General features: G+C 64.3%; 16 protein-coding genes. 8 read left to right on the top strand and 8 right to left on the bottom strand.

Going from position 1 to position 15,229, the window contains the following annotated elements; all coding sequences use genetic code 11:
* Positions 1–41: 41 nt before the first annotated feature.
* From ING15_RS11020 to ING15_RS11010, 3 genes are all read right to left on the bottom strand, one after another.
* The gene (locus tag ING15_RS11020; protein ID WP_206454960.1) at positions 42–1,262 is read right to left on the bottom strand and encodes a DNA-packaging protein; all 1,221 of its coding nucleotides are present in this window, start codon (positions 1,260–1,262) and stop codon (positions 42–44) included.
* Between the two features lie 137 nt (positions 1,263–1,399).
* Positions 1,400–1,885, bottom strand: a complete 486-nt coding sequence (locus tag ING15_RS11015) for a hypothetical protein (protein WP_206454857.1) — start codon at positions 1,883–1,885, stop codon at positions 1,400–1,402.
* Between the two features lie 172 nt (positions 1,886–2,057).
* Positions 2,058–2,534, bottom strand: coding sequence for a YcgN family cysteine cluster protein (locus ING15_RS11010; protein WP_206454856.1), 477 nt, complete (start codon positions 2,532–2,534; stop codon positions 2,058–2,060).
* Between the two features lie 161 nt (positions 2,535–2,695).
* Here ING15_RS11010 and ING15_RS11005 point away from each other — a divergent pair, with 161 nt between their 5' ends.
* The 4 genes from ING15_RS11005 to ING15_RS10990 all read left to right on the top strand — a co-directional run bounded on the left by ING15_RS11005 (position 2,696) and on the right by ING15_RS10990 (position 7,535).
* Positions 2,696–4,849, top strand: a complete 2,154-nt coding sequence (locus tag ING15_RS11005; RefSeq protein ID WP_206454959.1) for a transglycosylase domain-containing protein — start codon at positions 2,696–2,698, stop codon at positions 4,847–4,849.
* A 41-nt stretch (positions 4,850–4,890) separates the two neighbouring features.
* Positions 4,891–5,475 (top strand): DUF1214 domain-containing protein, encoded by a 585-nt coding sequence (locus ING15_RS11000; RefSeq protein ID WP_206454855.1) that lies wholly within the window; start codon positions 4,891–4,893, stop codon positions 5,473–5,475.
* Positions 5,468–6,091 carry a DUF1254 domain-containing protein gene (locus ING15_RS10995; protein ID WP_206454854.1) on the top strand — a complete coding sequence of 208 codons (624 nt, stop codon included), beginning with the start codon at positions 5,468–5,470 and terminating at the stop codon, positions 6,089–6,091. Before ING15_RS11000 ends, ING15_RS10995 begins: the two co-directional genes overlap by 8 nt.
* A gap of 394 nt (positions 6,092–6,485) precedes the next feature.
* Positions 6,486–7,535: a hypothetical protein gene (locus tag ING15_RS10990; RefSeq protein ID WP_206454853.1), complete on the top strand. Its 1,050-nt coding sequence runs from the start codon at positions 6,486–6,488 to the stop codon at positions 7,533–7,535.
* A 93-nt stretch (positions 7,536–7,628) separates the two neighbouring features.
* Here the strand turns inward: ING15_RS10990 and ING15_RS10985 are convergent, their stop codons facing one another.
* From ING15_RS10985 to ING15_RS10975, 3 genes are read right to left on the bottom strand one after another with little or no spacing between them, the layout of a single operon-like run.
* Positions 7,629–7,961 carry a DUF1491 family protein gene (locus ING15_RS10985; protein WP_206454852.1) on the bottom strand — a complete coding sequence of 111 codons (333 nt, stop codon included), beginning with the start codon at positions 7,959–7,961 and terminating at the stop codon, positions 7,629–7,631.
* 16 nt (positions 7,962–7,977) lie between these two features.
* The gene (locus ING15_RS10980) at positions 7,978–8,688 is read right to left on the bottom strand and encodes a peptidoglycan-binding domain-containing protein (RefSeq protein ID WP_206454851.1); all 711 of its coding nucleotides are present in this window, start codon (positions 8,686–8,688) and stop codon (positions 7,978–7,980) included.
* A gap of 40 nt (positions 8,689–8,728) precedes the next feature.
* Positions 8,729–10,540, bottom strand: a complete 1,812-nt coding sequence (locus tag ING15_RS10975) for a sensor histidine kinase (RefSeq protein ID WP_206454850.1) — start codon at positions 10,538–10,540, stop codon at positions 8,729–8,731.
* Positions 10,541–10,961: 421 nt separating this feature from the next.
* Between ING15_RS10975 and ING15_RS10970 the strand changes: the two genes are divergently transcribed.
* Both ING15_RS10970 and ING15_RS10965 read left to right on the top strand, forming a co-directional pair.
* Positions 10,962–11,483, top strand: a complete 522-nt coding sequence (locus ING15_RS10970) for a DUF5330 domain-containing protein (protein WP_206454849.1) — start codon at positions 10,962–10,964, stop codon at positions 11,481–11,483.
* 74 nt (positions 11,484–11,557) lie between these two features.
* Positions 11,558–11,980 carry a SufE family protein gene (locus ING15_RS10965; protein ID WP_206454848.1) on the top strand — a complete coding sequence of 141 codons (423 nt, stop codon included), beginning with the start codon at positions 11,558–11,560 and terminating at the stop codon, positions 11,978–11,980.
* A gap of 35 nt (positions 11,981–12,015) precedes the next feature.
* Here the strand turns inward: ING15_RS10965 and ING15_RS10960 are convergent, their stop codons facing one another.
* Positions 12,016–12,516 (bottom strand): DUF6456 domain-containing protein, encoded by a 501-nt coding sequence (locus tag ING15_RS10960; protein WP_206454847.1) that lies wholly within the window; start codon positions 12,514–12,516, stop codon positions 12,016–12,018.
* A complete protein-coding gene (locus ING15_RS10955; RefSeq protein ID WP_206454846.1) occupies positions 12,516–12,977 on the bottom strand; it encodes a helix-turn-helix domain-containing protein in 462 nt (153 codons plus the stop codon). Before ING15_RS10955 ends, ING15_RS10960 begins: the two co-directional genes overlap by 1 nt.
* A gap of 210 nt (positions 12,978–13,187) precedes the next feature.
* Between ING15_RS10955 and ING15_RS10950 the strand changes: the two genes are divergently transcribed.
* Both ING15_RS10950 and ING15_RS10945 read left to right on the top strand, forming a co-directional pair.
* Positions 13,188–13,655: a hypothetical protein gene (locus ING15_RS10950; protein WP_206454845.1), complete on the top strand. Its 468-nt coding sequence runs from the start codon at positions 13,188–13,190 to the stop codon at positions 13,653–13,655.
* A 166-nt stretch (positions 13,656–13,821) separates the two neighbouring features.
* Complete coding sequence (locus ING15_RS10945; RefSeq protein ID WP_206454958.1) at positions 13,822–15,036, top strand: ABC transporter substrate-binding protein; 1,215 nt, start codon at positions 13,822–13,824, stop codon at positions 15,034–15,036.
* Positions 15,037–15,229 lie beyond the last annotated feature (193 nt).

The following is a 15,229-nucleotide window of genomic DNA, read 5'->3' as shown; positions in this document are numbered from 1 at the left end:
CGATGTCTCCAGATTGTCGTCTTCGGCGGCCGTTCGATGCTTTAGAAGCCACGAACCCGCGGTTCCCGCGTCGTTCCCATCAGGGCCGTTACCGCCCAGACCAGCGCGTCGAGCCGGTCGGGCGAGCGGCCGCCGGTCAGGCCATCGGGGCCGAAATCGGCCATTTCATCCTCGAGCTCGGGAAACCGTCCCGCATGGCGCACGCGGCCCTGTTCGTAAAGCGCCGCCACCGGCTCCGCCCGCACCCATTTGCCGCGGCTTGCCCGCACGGCCCGGAACGGCACATGCGGTGCGCAGGTCCGGATCACCGCCTCGACCATGTCGCCGCCCTGATTGACCTCGGCGATGATCCGGTCGGCCGCCAGCCGCTCGTAAAGCGCCACCGCCGCTCTCGCCCACTCATGCGGCTTGGAACCTCGCCGCGAGGCATCCGCGAGGACGTAGACGGTGCCGTCGGCGGAACTCCCGACCGCGACGATGCCACAGGCATCGGAGCGCGCCGTCGCCGTCGCCGGCGGGTCGATCGCCACCACGATACGCCGCAATTCCGGCGCCGCCCTGACCCGCGCGCGCTCGATCGCTTCCAGATCGAACAGCGCGTCCTCCCGCGCGTCGATCATCAGGCCTTCCAGTTCCTGCCGCCCGAGCCGGGAGCCGCCATAGCGGGTCTCCATCGCGGCCAGGAAGCCAGGCGCGAGATTGCGGACATTCTCCGCCGTTCGCATGTGGCTCGTCACCGTCGCCGGATCGGCGATCAGCCGCTTCAAGAGCGGGATCGGCCGCGGCGTCGTCGTGAACAGTGCCCGTGGCTGCTCGCCAAGGCGTAACCCGAACTGCAAATTGTCGAAACAGGCCTCCCCATGGGCCCATTTGGCAAACTCGTCGCCCCAGGCCGCGTCGAATTGGTAGCCGCGAAGCGCGTCCGGGTCCTCGGACGAAAAGATCTGCGCGATCGCGCCATTCGCGAAGACCAGCCGGCGCCGGCTCACCTCGAAAACCGGTCTCGGCCCAGTCGAGACAGCCATGAGGCCACTTTCCCCGTCGACCATCACCTCACGCGCATCGCCAAGCGTTTCGGCGATCAACGCGATCCGGCCGTGTGGCCGGCTGGCGAATGGCGCGTCGCCCGCCGCCATCGCCCGCACCCACTCCGCGCCAGCCCTGGTCTTGCCCGATCCGCGGCCGCCGATCAGCAGCCATTGCCGCCACGCGCCGGGCGGTGGCAATTGGGCAGGCCGCGCATAGGACGGCCACACCGGCATCGTCGCCCTGAGGACCGATGCACGGGTTTGCCGAAGAGCAACGCCTGTCCGATGCCAGAACTCGGGGTCCAATAGGTGTTGCTCGTCCTCTTCCGCGCCCTCTGCCCCCGTCTCGCCTTCGCGCTCCACAGCGGCCGTCATCCGGTCTCTGCCACTGCGCCGGCCTGTTCGCCGGCATCCCGCGTCTCCGACGTCGGGGCCGCCACATCCCTCCGCAAGACCGCCGCGTCGCCGGCGAACGCGCCCGTAGCGGTGTCGAACAAGGCCGGCCCCGCCCGCCGCCGCGCATCGAGGCTGCGCAACCGGTTCAACAATTCCTCGCGGAGTTGGGCCGTCTCGGCCTCGTCCTCCGCACCGCCCTGGGCGGCGAGCACTTCGAGCCGTCGCAATTCCAGAAGCTTTTCCAACGTGCGGGTCATTTGGACGAGGAGGTCGATGCGTTCCTTGGCCGCCGCGAATTCCCGCGTCCTGTCCGTTCCCGCGCCGGCGGCGCGTTTCGGGCGTCCGACCGCGGCCTGTGCGGGCGTCTCCTTTGCCGGTTTATTTTCCTTTATCGCGATTTCGAAGACGTCGATCTCGAGCATGAGCAGAGCCAGGAGCCGATCCGATGGCAGCTTCACCATGTCTCATCCCCTGTCGGTAGAGCACGAAATTCCTCTCCCTGAAGAGGATTCCGCATAGAAAAAGCGGCTGGGGTGAAGACCCCGCCGCCCGCAATTTCTCGACTGTATCTAAAAGCTAACAAAGCAGCGTGACGGTGTCAAGGAATATTTTCATATTTTCGCTCGAACCCGATCAAGCCGCATCGTCCATCGGGTTTTCCCCAGGCCACTCCGCCACGTACTCTTCGTAGTCCTCTAATTCCATTCCGACTTCGCTCACGGTGCGGTCGCGCACCGATATACCGGCGTCGTGTACGGTCTCTCGATCGCCGGAGACCAGATGATGCCACCAGTACAGATCGCGCCCCTCACCCACCAGGCGATAGGCGCAGGTCGGAGGCAGCCAGGTCAGTTCGCGTACTTTTGCCGCGTCGAGCGCGACGCAATCGGGCACGGTGGCTTGCCGGTTCTCGTAGTCGCGGCACCGGCATGCGTGCCCGTCGAGCAGCTGACATCCCACATTCGTCCACGCGATCTCGCCGCTATCCCAGTCTTCCAGCTTGTTCAGGCAGCAGCGTCCGCAGCCGTCGCACAGTGATTCCCACTCCTGCGAATTCATCGCGGCAAGCGGCTTCTCACGCCAAAAAGGCTTGTTGCTGAAATCACGCATGGGCGAAATGTCTGACCTTTCTCGCGACTTTTTCATGTGGTCTACGTATATGGGAACAACAGGGTTTTCTAAAGGGACGTGGGGAACCGGGGATCGTCGGCGACAGGCTTTGTCGTCGCGGCGATTGGCCGCCGGGTCCAGCCGATAGTGACAGGTTGAAGTTGCAGAACTCGTCGAACAGAACTCCCCGGCGCCGGCAGCCGTCGCGATTGATCGAGATCGATGCCTGGATCGATTCCAGCCTGTGGCGGTTTTTCCGCGCCTTTGCCGCATGGTGGGAAACGATCACGATCGTCTCGCGCAAGTTTCGCGCACGCGGCTTCAACCGATTCGTCTTCGAGGTCGCCGGAGAAGGCATGACATTGGGCCTGGCGGGCTTCGTCCTCCTTCTGGCGCTCGCACAACCGGCGATGGAGGTCACGGCCAAAGGACTGCCGCAGGAGACGGACTTCTCGGTCCTGTTCCTCGACCGCCACGGGGACGAAATTGGGCGACGCGGCGTGCTCCGGTCGGCGGCGGTGCCGATCGACGAGTTGCCCGACACGTTCGTCAAGGCAGTTCTGGCGACGGAAGATCGGCGATTTTTCGAGCACTGGGGCATCGATCTTTTCGGGCTCGGTCGGGCCCTATCGGAAAACGCCCGCGCTGGAGGAGTTGTGCAGGGCGGCTCCACGCTCACCCAGCAGCTCGCCAAGAACCTGTTTTTGTCGAATGAGCGGACCCTCGACCGCAAGATCAAGGAAGCGTTCATTTCCCTGTGGCTGGAAGCCAATCTGAGCAAGCGCGAGATCCTAGCGATGTATCTCGACCGCGCCTATATGGGCGGCGGCAGCTTCGGAGCCGCGGCTGCGGCGGAGTTCTATTTCGACAAGAACATACGTGACGTGTCGATGGCCGAGGCGGCGATGCTTGCGGGCCTCTTCAAGGCGCCCGCCAAATACGCTCCGCACATCAACCTGCCGGCCGCTCGCGCCCGCGCGAACGAGGTTCTGACCAACATGGTCCAGGCCAATTTCGTCACCGAGGGTCAGGTCGTGGCAGCGCGCCGGCAGCCCGCCGTCGCCGTCGACCGTTCCGTGACGCAGTCGCCCGACTATTTCCTCGATTACGCCTTCGAGGAGGTCCAGCGGCTCGCCCGCGACAGCGGCCTGAAGCAGCGCAATTTCGTTGCCCGCACCACGATCGACCTCCGGCTTCAGCAACTCGCGGACGAGGCGGTCGAATACCATCTGCGGCAGTTCGGCACGAAATACGCCGTGGAGGAAGCTGCGATGGTCGTGCTCGGCGACGATGGCGGCGTGCGCGCCGTGGTCGGCGGAAGGGACTACGGCATCTCGCAGTTCAACCGCGCGACGAGAGCCCTGCGGCAGCCGGGTTCCTCCTTCAAGGTCTTCATCTATGCCGCAGCGATGCAGGCCGGGATGAAGCCGGAAGACACCATCGTCGACAGCCCCGTCACCATCGGCAATTGGTCGCCGCAGAATTACGGCCGATCGTTTTCCGGCCGTGTGACGCTGGCTAATGCTCTCGCCCGCTCACTGAACGTGCCAGCCGTCAAGCTCAGCCAGAAAGTCGGCATGGATGCCGTCACCGCGACGGCGAAGGCCATGGGGGTCGAATCCCCCTTGCGCGGCGATAAGACGATGGCGCTCGGAACGAGCGAAGTCACCGTCCTCGATCAGGCCACCGCCTACGGCGTCTTCGTCAATGGCGGCATGGACTCTCGTCGTCATGCGATTACGCAGCTTTCGGCTGCCTCCGGGAAGACGCTCTGGGACGCCCGGAAAGATTTGCCGCCGCGCCGCCGTATCCTCAGCGAGGAAGCAACCAGGTCGATGAATGAGATGCTGGTGGGGGTCACCGAGCGCGGCACGGCCAGGCGAGCGCAGCTTTCGATGACTCGCGTGGGCGGCAAGACCGGCACGACGCAGAGTTACCGGGACGCCTGGTTTGTCGGCTACACCGGCAATTTCACGGCTGCCGTCTGGTTCGGCAATGACAGTTTCAAGACGACCAACAATTTGACGGGGGGCTCGCTGCCGGCAATGACCTGGCAGCGCTTTATGGAAGCCGCCCATCAAAACATCGAGTTGAAGCCGATCCCCTACATCGACAATCCCTTCCCCGAAGAAAAACGCGAGGTTGCCGCGATCGACGGCGACGCGCCGCCAGCCCGGGGCCCACAGACACTGAGGAAAGCCGCGGAGGACGTCCTGGCCGATATCGCCGAGCGGCTCGAAACCTTGTCGCAGCTTAAGCCCGAGCAACTCGCATCGGCGCGATCGGCGGCCGATGCGGCGCCGGCGCAGCAATAAGCCTCCCGTAGCCTAGACCTGTCGGACCGGATAATCGGCTTATGCGTTTCACTCTCCTCGTCCTGATTGCCCTCGCGATCGCGCTTGGCCTCGGTGGATGGTCAGCAAACCGGGCGCTTGAGGAATCTGCGGAGATCGGGACCGTCGCCGTGGGCCCCTGGGCCGCCAATCCGTTCGCGGGCTCTCCCGACGCCGATCCCTACGCCAAGGCGCGGCTGGCGCGCTTGGGCAATCTGACGCTGGGGATCGGCGAAGGGATTTTGTTCACGGCTGACCGCGATAGTTCGGATGCGCCGCTGCGCCGCCAGTGCCAATATCGAATCGCCGGACATACTCCACCGACCCGCATCTGGACGCTCGCTCCGTATACGCCGGAGGGTCGCCTGATCCAGCCCGGTGCCGGAAGGGCCGGTTGGCTGACATCCCACAATCTGATGCGGGCCGAGGACAATTCCTTCGCGGTCGCGATCGGCCCTATGGCGAGGGCTGGCAACTGGCTTGCAACCTCCGGCCGGGGACCGCTCGTCCTTGCGCTGGCGCTGTATGATACACCCGCCAGCGCGTCCAGCGGCGTCGACAGCCTGTCGTTACCCGATATCGAGTTGGAGACCTGCTTCGATGGGTAAGCTGCTTCTGGCCGTTATGATTGGTCTGGTGGGCGCCGTCATCGTCCACATCGCCGTGATCTTCGCCATGCCGCTCGTGGCCGGAAACAATGCATGGGCACGCTTCTCCAACCTTGGCCCGATGTACCAGATCGTCAGCGTGGAGCCCCTACGCAGCGCCGGATCGGACGCGATCGCGCCCGCGCTGGGATCCGACCGGCAGGATTTCGCCTTCGTCGACCCCGCTTTCGTGACCGCAAGCTGCCGCTTCTCGGTCGCGAAAGGGCCGGTTCGCATCCTTGCCAACTATGACGAGAGCCCCTTCTGGTCAGCCTCGATCTACGACAGGCGCGGCGACAATCTCTACAGCATCAACGATCGGTCGGCCGTTGACGGCATGTTCAATCTCCTCGTCGGGAGCAGGGAACAGATCGTCGAGTTTAACGCCGATCTCGGCCCGGACACCGAGGAGATCACGATCCCGGTAGAGCTCGACCTGAGCGAAGGATACATGACCATTCGTGTCCTGGTCGATGAGGAAAGCAAGCGCCCCTCTGCAAGAGCCTTCGTCAACTCACTGCAGTGCGAACCGATCGAACCGGCGGTGGCGAGCCGCCCGGACAATCGCGACAGCTAACCGGACTACCCTGTCCGGCCGCTCATGAAGCGATCATCACGATGGATGCTCTCTTATCGGGGTAGCATGGCTTGCCGGTCGAGGCATTGTTTCGCCGGTTCGAGCAATTCACGACGAATACAGGGCAAAAGGACGATCTTGCCCTTCGATTCCCGTGGGCGGATCTCGTTCCGCCAGCGAGCCGGGATCGGGCTACGCGGCACAAATTTTAGAATGACTGTCACGGTCCGATTCCCTTCTGACCGGCCGATTTCACCGGCACCGACGCGTTGCTCGCCGGTCTCCTTGCATGAGCAGACCCCAGGAGGGTTAACAGCTTGCTAAGAAATCTTGCGTAATTCTTCGCGGCGAGGAAACCATTGATCAACCATCCGGGAGTCCCATGAAGGAGGTCGTGCCGAGCATATTTCGATCGCTCGAAAAGGAGGCCGGCCAAGGCGGTTTCGACACGATCGTGACTGCCGCCGTCGCCAGCTTCGCGGCCCATCGCAACCCGAGCGAGCGGCAGGCGCACGAATTTGGTCGGCTGGTTGCCCCGGCCTGGGACAAGATCGACACCAAGACGAAACGCGCTCTCGCGGCGGCACTCTCCCAGTCACCGCGTGTACCGCGAACCATTGTCGAAAAGCTCCTCGCCGCCCCGATCGACACCGCGGCGCCCTTCTTGGTGGCGAGCCCCTGCCTGACCGCGGACGATATCGAGGTGCTCGCGAGAAGGTCGAGCCCGAAGCTGCAACGAATCCTGGGCCGTCGGCGAAAATCCGGAGAAGCGACGGACCGGCCGTCCGCCGAAGCAGCCGCCCCGGCCGCTGTGCCTGCCCCCACGATGTCCCCCTCTGGCGCGACGAAGAAGGCGGCAGCGAAGGCCGTCGTAGCCATCAAAAACAACGCACCGAGGCCACACACGGCCGAGCCGGCGAACGTCAGCGAGGCGCGCGCCGTGCTGCTTCGCCTGGCGGAACCCGGAAAGCATCTCGCCAAGCCGGCGGCCAGCGCCCCGACCACAGTCGTCGGTATCGTCGAAATGGCCCGGGCGGGATGCACGAATTTGGCATATGACGGCCTCGCGCTCATGCTGAAGGTCCCGGATTCTCGCATGCGGGAGATGTTCGACGATCCGACCGGCGAGATCCTCGCGGCGGCCTTGAAGGCAATCAACACGGGTCCCGCCGACGCCTTGACGATCATCATGCTGCTGAAACCGCGGGTCGGCCGGGACATTGCGGCCTTCAACGCGATGAAGTTCGCCTATCGCGACCTCGACGTCGATGAGTGTCGCGGTCGCTTCGGGCTTTCCTCAGCGCCCCCCGCACGCAATCCGGTCCTCCACCAACGCCAGTATGCGGACCTTGAACCACGAATCGAAGCCTCGGCCCCTCGCCCGGTCTTCGGCCGCCGTCGCGTGCTGCCGTCGCGAACCGCGCAAATCGGCGCCAAACGCTGACGCCTGACGGCTGCAAGATCGGCTGACGATCTCCGGGCACTGTTTTCGCGCCGGCGACCTGCCCGCAGCGACAGGCGGGTCCACCGATAAGGATCAACCCTCGACGATCTGGAGAAAGCTCGGCGCGTCATCCGTTTCGATTTCAACCACCCAGAAATCCGGGTCGAACCTGGCCTCACGCGCGAATCGGGCTTCAAGTGCCGCCTCGTCATCCACCGGTTCCGGCATGAACTGCCGGGTGCCGCTGTCGTCGCTGAGGCTTTGCACAGCCGGACTGAAGAGCTGGATCTCCCCGGCGCGGTTCCGCGTCACCACGAAGATCGCGCCGGCCGCACCGGCCCCCTTGCGGACCACGACGGCAAATCCGCCAGCGGCGAATAGGCGCCGGACGAGCTGCGCCACAAAGAGTTCGCTGGTTATGCGCATCGTTACGGCGCGGGCCTCAATCGACTGCGCCAATCTCGATCAGACGCTCGAGAATCCGAGGGTCCGGCGAACCGGTGACCTCCAGCCCCTCCAGAGCCTCGAAAGTGCGGATGGCTGCCCGTGTCCGCTCCCCGGGGATCCCGTCGGACGAGAGTTCGGCAACCTGCGCCGCCGTTAGACCGGCCTGGATGCGGCGGACGAGTTCGTCCTCGCTGAGCGCGGCAAGTCCGGATTCAGCCAACCCCTCGGGGATTTCCGCCAAACTATCGGTCATACCGGAGCTGCCACCCATCCGCTCATCGAGGCTGGCAAATTCGTCCGGTCGCCGCGACGGGTTGGGTGCATCCGCCGAAGCCTGTCTGATCTGCGCGAGCAGCAGCGGCGTTGCCGCGCCGTCTTTCGTCAGCCCATGCGCCCTCTGAAAGTCGCGGATCGCGGCTTCCGTCGCGGGGCCCGGCTTTCCATCGACAGGCGCGCGGTAGTGGCCGATTGCCGCGAGTCCGGCCTGAACTTCCCGAACGAGCGGGACCGGCATTAGCCCATGCGTGTTCGCCAAATGCGGACGCTCTGCACTCTCGCCATCGCCCCGCGTCGCCAGGATCGGGCTGGGATGCGGGCCGGCCTGGCCATAGATCGCATTGCTGGCCATTCCGGCGAACAACACGCCGAAGGCGGTTAGCCCGACAGAAAGCGCCGGACGCCGCCACATACTGGCTGCGGTCGCCATCACGCCTTTTTTTCCCAGCGCTAGAACACACCCGCCGAAGCTAGGCCGTGCGCCGCGTCGCGGGGGTTTTCGGTTGGGTTGTCGTTTTTGTACGGGCATCACTGAGTGCTACAATATTTTCCTTGAGAGTCTGTGACTTGTCCGCTTGTCGGGTGCAGTCGGTCGGCAGGCGCACGGTCACCATGGTGCCGATCCCGGGCTGGCTGCGAATGGTCATCGAGCCACCATGCAATTCCACCAGCCCTTTCACGAGGGAAAGCCCGAGCCCTGTGCCTTGGTAGCGACGTGCCGGCCCGGAAGACAGCTGGGTAAAGGGTCGGCCGAGCCGCTCGATATCCGCTGCGGCGATCCCGATGCCGGTGTCGCTCACCGAAAGCTCGATCGCTCCGGCATCGATCTGGCTCTCGAGCGTGATGACGCCCGAATCCGTGAACTTCACCGCGTTCGACAAGAGGTTCAGAAGTATTTGGTGACAGGCACGCTGGTCGGCGACGATCGTCTCGCCCTGGCAACTGGATCGCACGTCCAGCCGCAAGCCCTTGCGCCGGACTTCCTCGCGCACGACGCCGGCGGCGGTGATGACGGCTTCGTCCATCGAAAACGGTTCGGGCGCCAGTTCGTATCGACCAGCCTCGATCTTGGAGACGTCGAGCAGCGAGTTCACGACCGATAGCAGGTGCTGGCCCGATTGGCGGATGAGGCCGACATATTCCTTCTGCCGTTCGCTCTCGAACCCGCCGAAGAATTCTTGATCCAGAATATCGGAGAAACCGATGATAGCGTTGAGAGGCGTGCGAAGCTCGTGACTGACGGCCGCCAGGAACTGGCTCTTGGCGGCGGAGGATTGGTGCGCGGCTTCGAGCGCCGTCTGCAGTCCCTGGGTAACCTTGCCTTCTTCGACAGCGAGCGTCATCGCGATATGGACGAGAGGCACCGGATCATCGACCGCCGTGGCGACAAGGAACCGCATGACGGCCGGCACATATTGCCCGTCCGGACGCCGAAGCCGCGCTTCGACGCAGGAGCCGCGGCCGTCCGACTTGGCGTCGGCCATCGCCTTCAAAAAGGCGATACGATCGGCCACCAACACGCTGTCGAGGAGCTGCTGCCCTTCAAGATTCCCGTCATTTTCCGAAAACTGGGTACGCGCGCCCTTCGAGGCAAAGACGATCCTGCCCTCAAGGTCGAGGCTTAGCATCGCCGCACCGAATAGCTCGGCGGCATCGGCCATTGAATGAACGGATATGGGCGGATGCCCCCCCTGTACCGGGCGCTTCGCCCTCCTGCGGGCCACAATCGCAACATAGGCTAGGAGGAGCACGGCCGACGCGAGATCCGCAGGCTGGATCGTCGGTGCGTTCTCGGCCAAGAACACCGCCGTGCCGACAACGGTGGCCGCCGAGCCGGCGAGGCCAAGAGCCAGTTTGCGCCGTCCCCCGATGGCTGCCTCCCCCGGCGCGATCGCCAGCACCAGAAGCCATGCCGCGAGCGGGGCTTCGACCGCGTAGGCGACGAGCCCCAATGTTATGGAGAGAAGTGAGCCGGCAAGCCAGGCCACATGGTCCAGCGCGCCGGTTGCCGAGAGATAGGCGGCGGCGGCCAGAGAAAGGCTCGCGATGATCATCGGCGTCGCGACGGCGAGAGCACCGGCCTGAAGCACGGCGAGCACTGGCGAAGCCATCGCCATGAGGAGACCGGCGACAATGAGCGCGCCGATCGCTCGTCCCTGGAGCTGGCGCTCGCCTGGAACGAGGACCTTGGCCGCGACGAGCTCTTCCAGCCGTTCGCGAAGCTGTGACACGGCGCCGGCCGATGCCGCCACTGCCCGACCGTTGTTCGACGCCTCTGTCATACACGCACTCGCATTCGCCTCGCCGCGCGGGTCGACCATCATGAAAATGCCGGACCCAGTGGCTTGATCGCGATAATGCGGACCACCGTTTAAGGAAGCCATAAACCATGCCGCCCTCGGCGCCGCCTGCGGCCAAGATTACCGGCCCGCAGGCAGATTCGGACCTTGATGTTTGCCGTTATGGTTAACGCTTCGCGACTGGACCGTCGCGCTCGGCCTGAACAACCGCGATTGTAGGGCGAGCATCATCCGAAAGAAGCTGTGGACAAGCAGCGGGAGCGGCGACCCGTAAAGTTTGAATCAAACATGTCTCGCAGTTTGAACGCAGCCTTTGTCCCCCGCCGGCATTATGCCTTCACGAAACGCAACCGACCGGGCCGAGAGATCCGGCCCTCACCGGAAAGCGTCCAGAGGCAAATCGATGATCCGTTTCGTTCTGAAATCAGCGTTCTTCTTAGGCATCGTGGCGATGCTTCTCCCAGGCGACGGCCAGGTCGAAGAGACCCGCGAAAGCCAGATCGACATCTTTTCCACCTTTGCGGGCGCCCAGGCGGCGATCGCCGATCTGTCGAACTTTTGCGACCGGGCACCGGCAGCGTGCGATGCCGGTGGCGATCTCGCCCGGTTCGCTGGGGAGCGGATCGGAGACGGAATTGCCCTCGCCTACAATTTCATCGAGACCGAGCAAGATGGCAGTCCCGCCTCCGGGAATTCGGCGACGATCCCGCCCTCACCCTATCCGGACGCGATAGTCACCGGCGCGGTCGGCCGCGCCCTGTCGTCAGCATCGTCGCGCACAACGGCGGCGACGAGCCAGCCTGTCGCCATGCCGCGCCTCAATGGGCCGGCGAACGCGCGGCATACCTTGCTCCCCCCCGGCTCGATTCCCGGACCCGGGCCGCTGTCGCGTCTGCCGGTCCCGCGTTCGGCCCCCCGCACCTGACATCGGCATCCCGTAGCCTTATATCGAGTGTGCCGCCCGACAAGGACGGTACTTAAGGCCGATCGGGAGAAAGCATGCCGACGATCGAAGACATCACCGCCGATTTCGAGTTTCTCGACGATTGGGAAGATCGGTACCGGTATCTGATCGAACTCGGGCGATCGTTGCCGGCGATGCCGGAGACTGAGATCAACGACGCCAATAAGGTCCGCGGCTGCGTCAGTCAGGTCTGGCTGATCAGCCGCACCGACGAGGCGAGCCCGCCGCATCTGACGTTTCTCGGCGAATCAGACGCCCATATCGTTCGCGGACTCGTCGCCGTGGCCCTTGCGCTTTTCTCCGGTCGCACCGCGCCCGAGATCTTGGAGGCCGATGCCGAGGCGACGTTCGCGCGTCTGGGGCTGCAGGACCATTTGACGCCGCAACGCTCCAACGGCCTCCGTTCGATGGTCGCCCGAATCAAGGACGATGCGCGGCAGGCTCTCGCCGCCGCCTGAACCGCGCCGCTGTTCGTTTCGCTGGGCGCGGATAGTCACCGGCCATTGATCGATGGGCGGTAATCCTCCGTTCCCCATCGCCGGATGCGCGAAGAAGCGGACCGGGCGGCCCCGGCCAGCCCGTAATGGCGAGCCAGGACGCCAAGGCCTGCTTTCAGCAGAAGTTTGGCGGAGCGCGCTGGCCATTGCCGTTCCCGCTCGACGGTTTCCAGTCCCTTCAGGAAGCAGCAAATGTCGAGGAGAACGCCCGCGAGTTCCGGCCCGACGGCCTTGATCGCCGCATCGACCCGTTGCCGCGCGTCGATCGCCGAATCCGACAAATCGTCCGCGCCGCGCCGGCTCCCCTTTTCCCGGGGCTGGGCATCCCAACGTTGCGTGATTCCGGGCAGTAACTGACCGCGCGTGAAATCGACCCGCAGCCGTTCCCCGGCCAGCGTCTCCGCTTCGGCCAGGAACGGTTCGCCGCCCTTGCCGCGTCGCTGGGCCAGCCGGGCCAAAGGGGACTCGTTCGGATTGTGGCTTGCAAACGCCGCCATCAGGTGACTCCCCGCACACATCCGTGCTCGCATGCGTTGAGCGCCGCACGGACCGCGTGCGCGAGGCCCTCCAAGCGTTCGACGGCGGCATCGAACGCCTGATCGTCGCGTCGATCCTCGATGCGGCGAACGGCATAGGCGATTGTCGTGCGGTCACGCCCGAACCCCTCGGCCATCGCGGAGAGTGGAATCTGGAAGACAACATGGACCAGATACATGGCGACGTGCCGGGCCTCGCAGACGCTGGCGATCGCCCGGCCGGGCTGCTCGATTTCCCGGACGGGGATGGCGAAGAAGGCACCGGCGATTTCCCTTGCCAGCCGGCAGGTCCGCGCAACTGCCTGGCGATCGGTCTCGATGATGGGGCCTGCCTCGGCTTCCACCGGGTCGGCCTCGCCGCACGCGACGGGTGCCCAGTGGCCCGGTCGGGCGGAAACCCGGTCTGGGGATATGGATTGCATCGCGTTTCACCTCCTCCTGCTGGCCATGACCATCCGTCTTAAGCCACGGCTATCGATAGGGGAAATAATTCCTATTTTATTTCGCAATGACGCTCAAAATTGCTGTATTCAGAGCGTCCACAAACGATTTCACTAACTCCATTTAAAGGATTTTATCCCCCATACGCATAACTGCCGGACTCTTTGCGGACCACTCACCGGAGCGTCCGCATGGCCAGACATCTCGACCTTTCCCCTCTCACGGCGGCGCTCGAACAAGCCGCCCGCCGCCATGCCGAGGCTCGGCGGCGAGAGGCGCAGCGCGATCTTTCCCGGCTTGAACTCGCGATGCTGCTGCGCCGGTTCGGCCTCAAGCGGAAGTCTCTGTCCGACGCCGTGGCCATGGATGACGCCGCCAGTCTCCCCGAAGCGGAATCGGCTTCCTTGCGCGTCAGGCTCCGCGGCGAACTCGGCCTGCTGGCGCGCCTCGCCCGTCGTCGCGATCCGCGCTACGATATCAACCGGCACATGGCGGTCATGCGCCTTGCGCAATGGCTGGAGGGCAGCCGCCCCTGGCACGCGCGAGAAGAGATGTCCCCCGGGTCCGGCCGTTCCAGAAATCAACGCTTCCGCCGCGCGTCCGCCCGCGAATCAGGCAACCGACCACCGCGACAGCTCCAACGCCCAGCCTGCTCTTGATCTACGACGAACGGCTTAGATGACGGCCATCGGCATTCCTTGACAGGGCTCCTCTCGCTGCTTCACAACGACATCCAACCGCAAGGTCAGGTTATTGCTGCCGGCTCCGCCTCCGGCTGGCCTGATTGTTTGCGTTTTATGTGGGAGGATTATCGAAATGCGCATGATGAAATTGCTGCTTGCAGGCTCCGTCGCAGCCGCCGCGCTTGTGCCGGCCAGTGTGGGCGCGCAGGAAATCTCCAATGACGTGGTGAAGATCGGCATCCTGAACGACCAGTCCGGCGTCTATGCCGATTTCGGCGGTCAATCGTCGGTCACGGCGGCAAAGATGGCCATCGAGGATTTCGGTGGCGAGGTTCTCGGCAAGCCGATCGAACTCATCTCGGCCGACCATCAGAATAAAGCCGACATCGCCTCCAACATCGCCCGCGAATGGTACGACGTGCAGAATGTCGACGCCATCATGGAGCTGACGACGTCGTCGGTCGCCCTCGCCGTCCAGGGGCTGTCGCGCGAGAAGCAGAAGATCACCATTACAACCGGCGCGGCGACCACCGAACTGACCGGCAAGCAGTGCAGCCCTTACGGGTTCCACTGGGTATACGACACTCACGCCCTGGCCGTCGGGACCGGCGGCGCGCTGGTTAAGGCTGGCGGCGACAGCTGGTTCTTCCTCACCGCCGACTACGCCTTCGGCTACTCGCTGGAGGAGCAGACCGGAAACTTCGTCAAGGAAAATGGCGGCGAAGTCCTCGGCGCTGTTCGTCACCCGCTCGGCACCACCGACTTCTCCTCCTTCCTCCTCCAGGCCCAGAGTTCGGGTGCCAAGGTCATTGGCCTTGCCAATGCCGGCCTTGATACGGCCAATGCCATCAAGGGTGCCGCGGAGTTCGGTATCGTGCAGGCCGGGCAGAAGCTCGCTGGCCTGCTCTTCACGCTGGCCGAGGTCCATGGCCTCGGGCTCGAGGCCTCCCAGGGACTGAACCTCACCGAAGGTTGGTATTGGGATCAGAGCGACGAGAACCGCGAATTCGCTGATCGCTTCATGGAACAGACCCAGCGTCGTCCGAACATGGTCCAGGCCGGCACGTATTCGGCCGTGACCCAGTATCTCAAGGCGGTCGAGGCCGCTGGCACCGACGCCACCGATGCGGTCGCGGCGAAGTTGCATGAAATGCCCGTCGAGGATGTCTTCGCCAAGTCCGGCAAGGTGCAGGAAAATGGCCGGATGGTCTATGACATGTACCTCTTCGAGGTAAAGGCACCGGCCGATTCCAAGGGCGAATGGGATTACTACAAGGAAGTCTCCACCGTCCCCGGTAGCGACGCCTTCCTGTCAGTCGAAGACTCCGGCTGCGACGTCGCTAGCTTCAAGAACTGAGGCATTTGGTGCGGCCGGCGAGGCAAGGCTTCGGCACTTTGCTTCCCGGCCGCGCCGGCTTGGGCGCCGTGACTGCCCAGATCTATGTGAAATAGGCAAAGTTTGGGCTTGAAGTCCGGCGCATCGACCGATCCAATGGCACATGCGCATCGGACGCGCCGGGGAGGTGGCGACCGCGCTTTTGTTCATTGGG

Source organism: Aurantimonas marina (assembly GCF_017183135.1).
In the GTDB taxonomy this organism is placed as follows: domain Bacteria; phylum Pseudomonadota; class Alphaproteobacteria; order Rhizobiales; family Rhizobiaceae; genus Aurantimonas; species Aurantimonas marina.
This window is presented reverse-complemented; position numbering and strand designations above follow the sequence as displayed.

What these genes read in the sequence shown, in the direction of transcription:
- ING15_RS10980 (WP_206454851.1), bottom strand. Translation starts at nt 8,688, where the DNA reads ATGGCGACCGCAGCCAGTATGTGGCGGCGTCCGGCGCTTTCTGTCGGG.
- ING15_RS10995 (WP_206454854.1), top strand. Translation starts at nt 5,468, where the DNA reads ATGGGTAAGCTGCTTCTGGCCGTTATGATTGGTCTGGTGGGCGCCGTC.
- ING15_RS10985 (WP_206454852.1), bottom strand. Translation starts at nt 7,961, where the DNA reads ATGCGCATAACCAGCGAACTCTTTGTGGCGCAGCTCGTCCGGCGCCTA.
- ING15_RS11000 (WP_206454855.1), top strand. Translation starts at nt 4,891, where the DNA reads ATGCGTTTCACTCTCCTCGTCCTGATTGCCCTCGCGATCGCGCTTGGC.
- ING15_RS10970 (WP_206454849.1), top strand. Translation starts at nt 10,962, where the DNA reads ATGATCCGTTTCGTTCTGAAATCAGCGTTCTTCTTAGGCATCGTGGCG.
- ING15_RS10965 (WP_206454848.1), top strand. Translation starts at nt 11,558, where the DNA reads ATGCCGACGATCGAAGACATCACCGCCGATTTCGAGTTTCTCGACGAT.
- ING15_RS10945 (WP_206454958.1), top strand. Translation starts at nt 13,822, where the DNA reads ATGAAATTGCTGCTTGCAGGCTCCGTCGCAGCCGCCGCGCTTGTGCCG.
- ING15_RS10960 (WP_206454847.1), bottom strand. Translation starts at nt 12,516, where the DNA reads ATGGCGGCGTTTGCAAGCCACAATCCGAACGAGTCCCCTTTGGCCCGG.
- ING15_RS10955 (WP_206454846.1), bottom strand. Translation starts at nt 12,977, where the DNA reads ATGCAATCCATATCCCCAGACCGGGTTTCCGCCCGACCGGGCCACTGG.
- ING15_RS11020 (WP_206454960.1), bottom strand. Translation starts at nt 1,262, where the DNA reads ATGCCGGTGTGGCCGTCCTATGCGCGGCCTGCCCAATTGCCACCGCCC.
- ING15_RS11010 (WP_206454856.1), bottom strand. Translation starts at nt 2,534, where the DNA reads ATGCGTGATTTCAGCAACAAGCCTTTTTGGCGTGAGAAGCCGCTTGCC.
- ING15_RS10975 (WP_206454850.1), bottom strand. Translation starts at nt 10,540, where the DNA reads ATGACAGAGGCGTCGAACAACGGTCGGGCAGTGGCGGCATCGGCCGGC.
- ING15_RS10950 (WP_206454845.1), top strand. Translation starts at nt 13,188, where the DNA reads ATGGCCAGACATCTCGACCTTTCCCCTCTCACGGCGGCGCTCGAACAA.
- ING15_RS11015 (WP_206454857.1), bottom strand. Translation starts at nt 1,885, where the DNA reads ATGGTGAAGCTGCCATCGGATCGGCTCCTGGCTCTGCTCATGCTCGAG.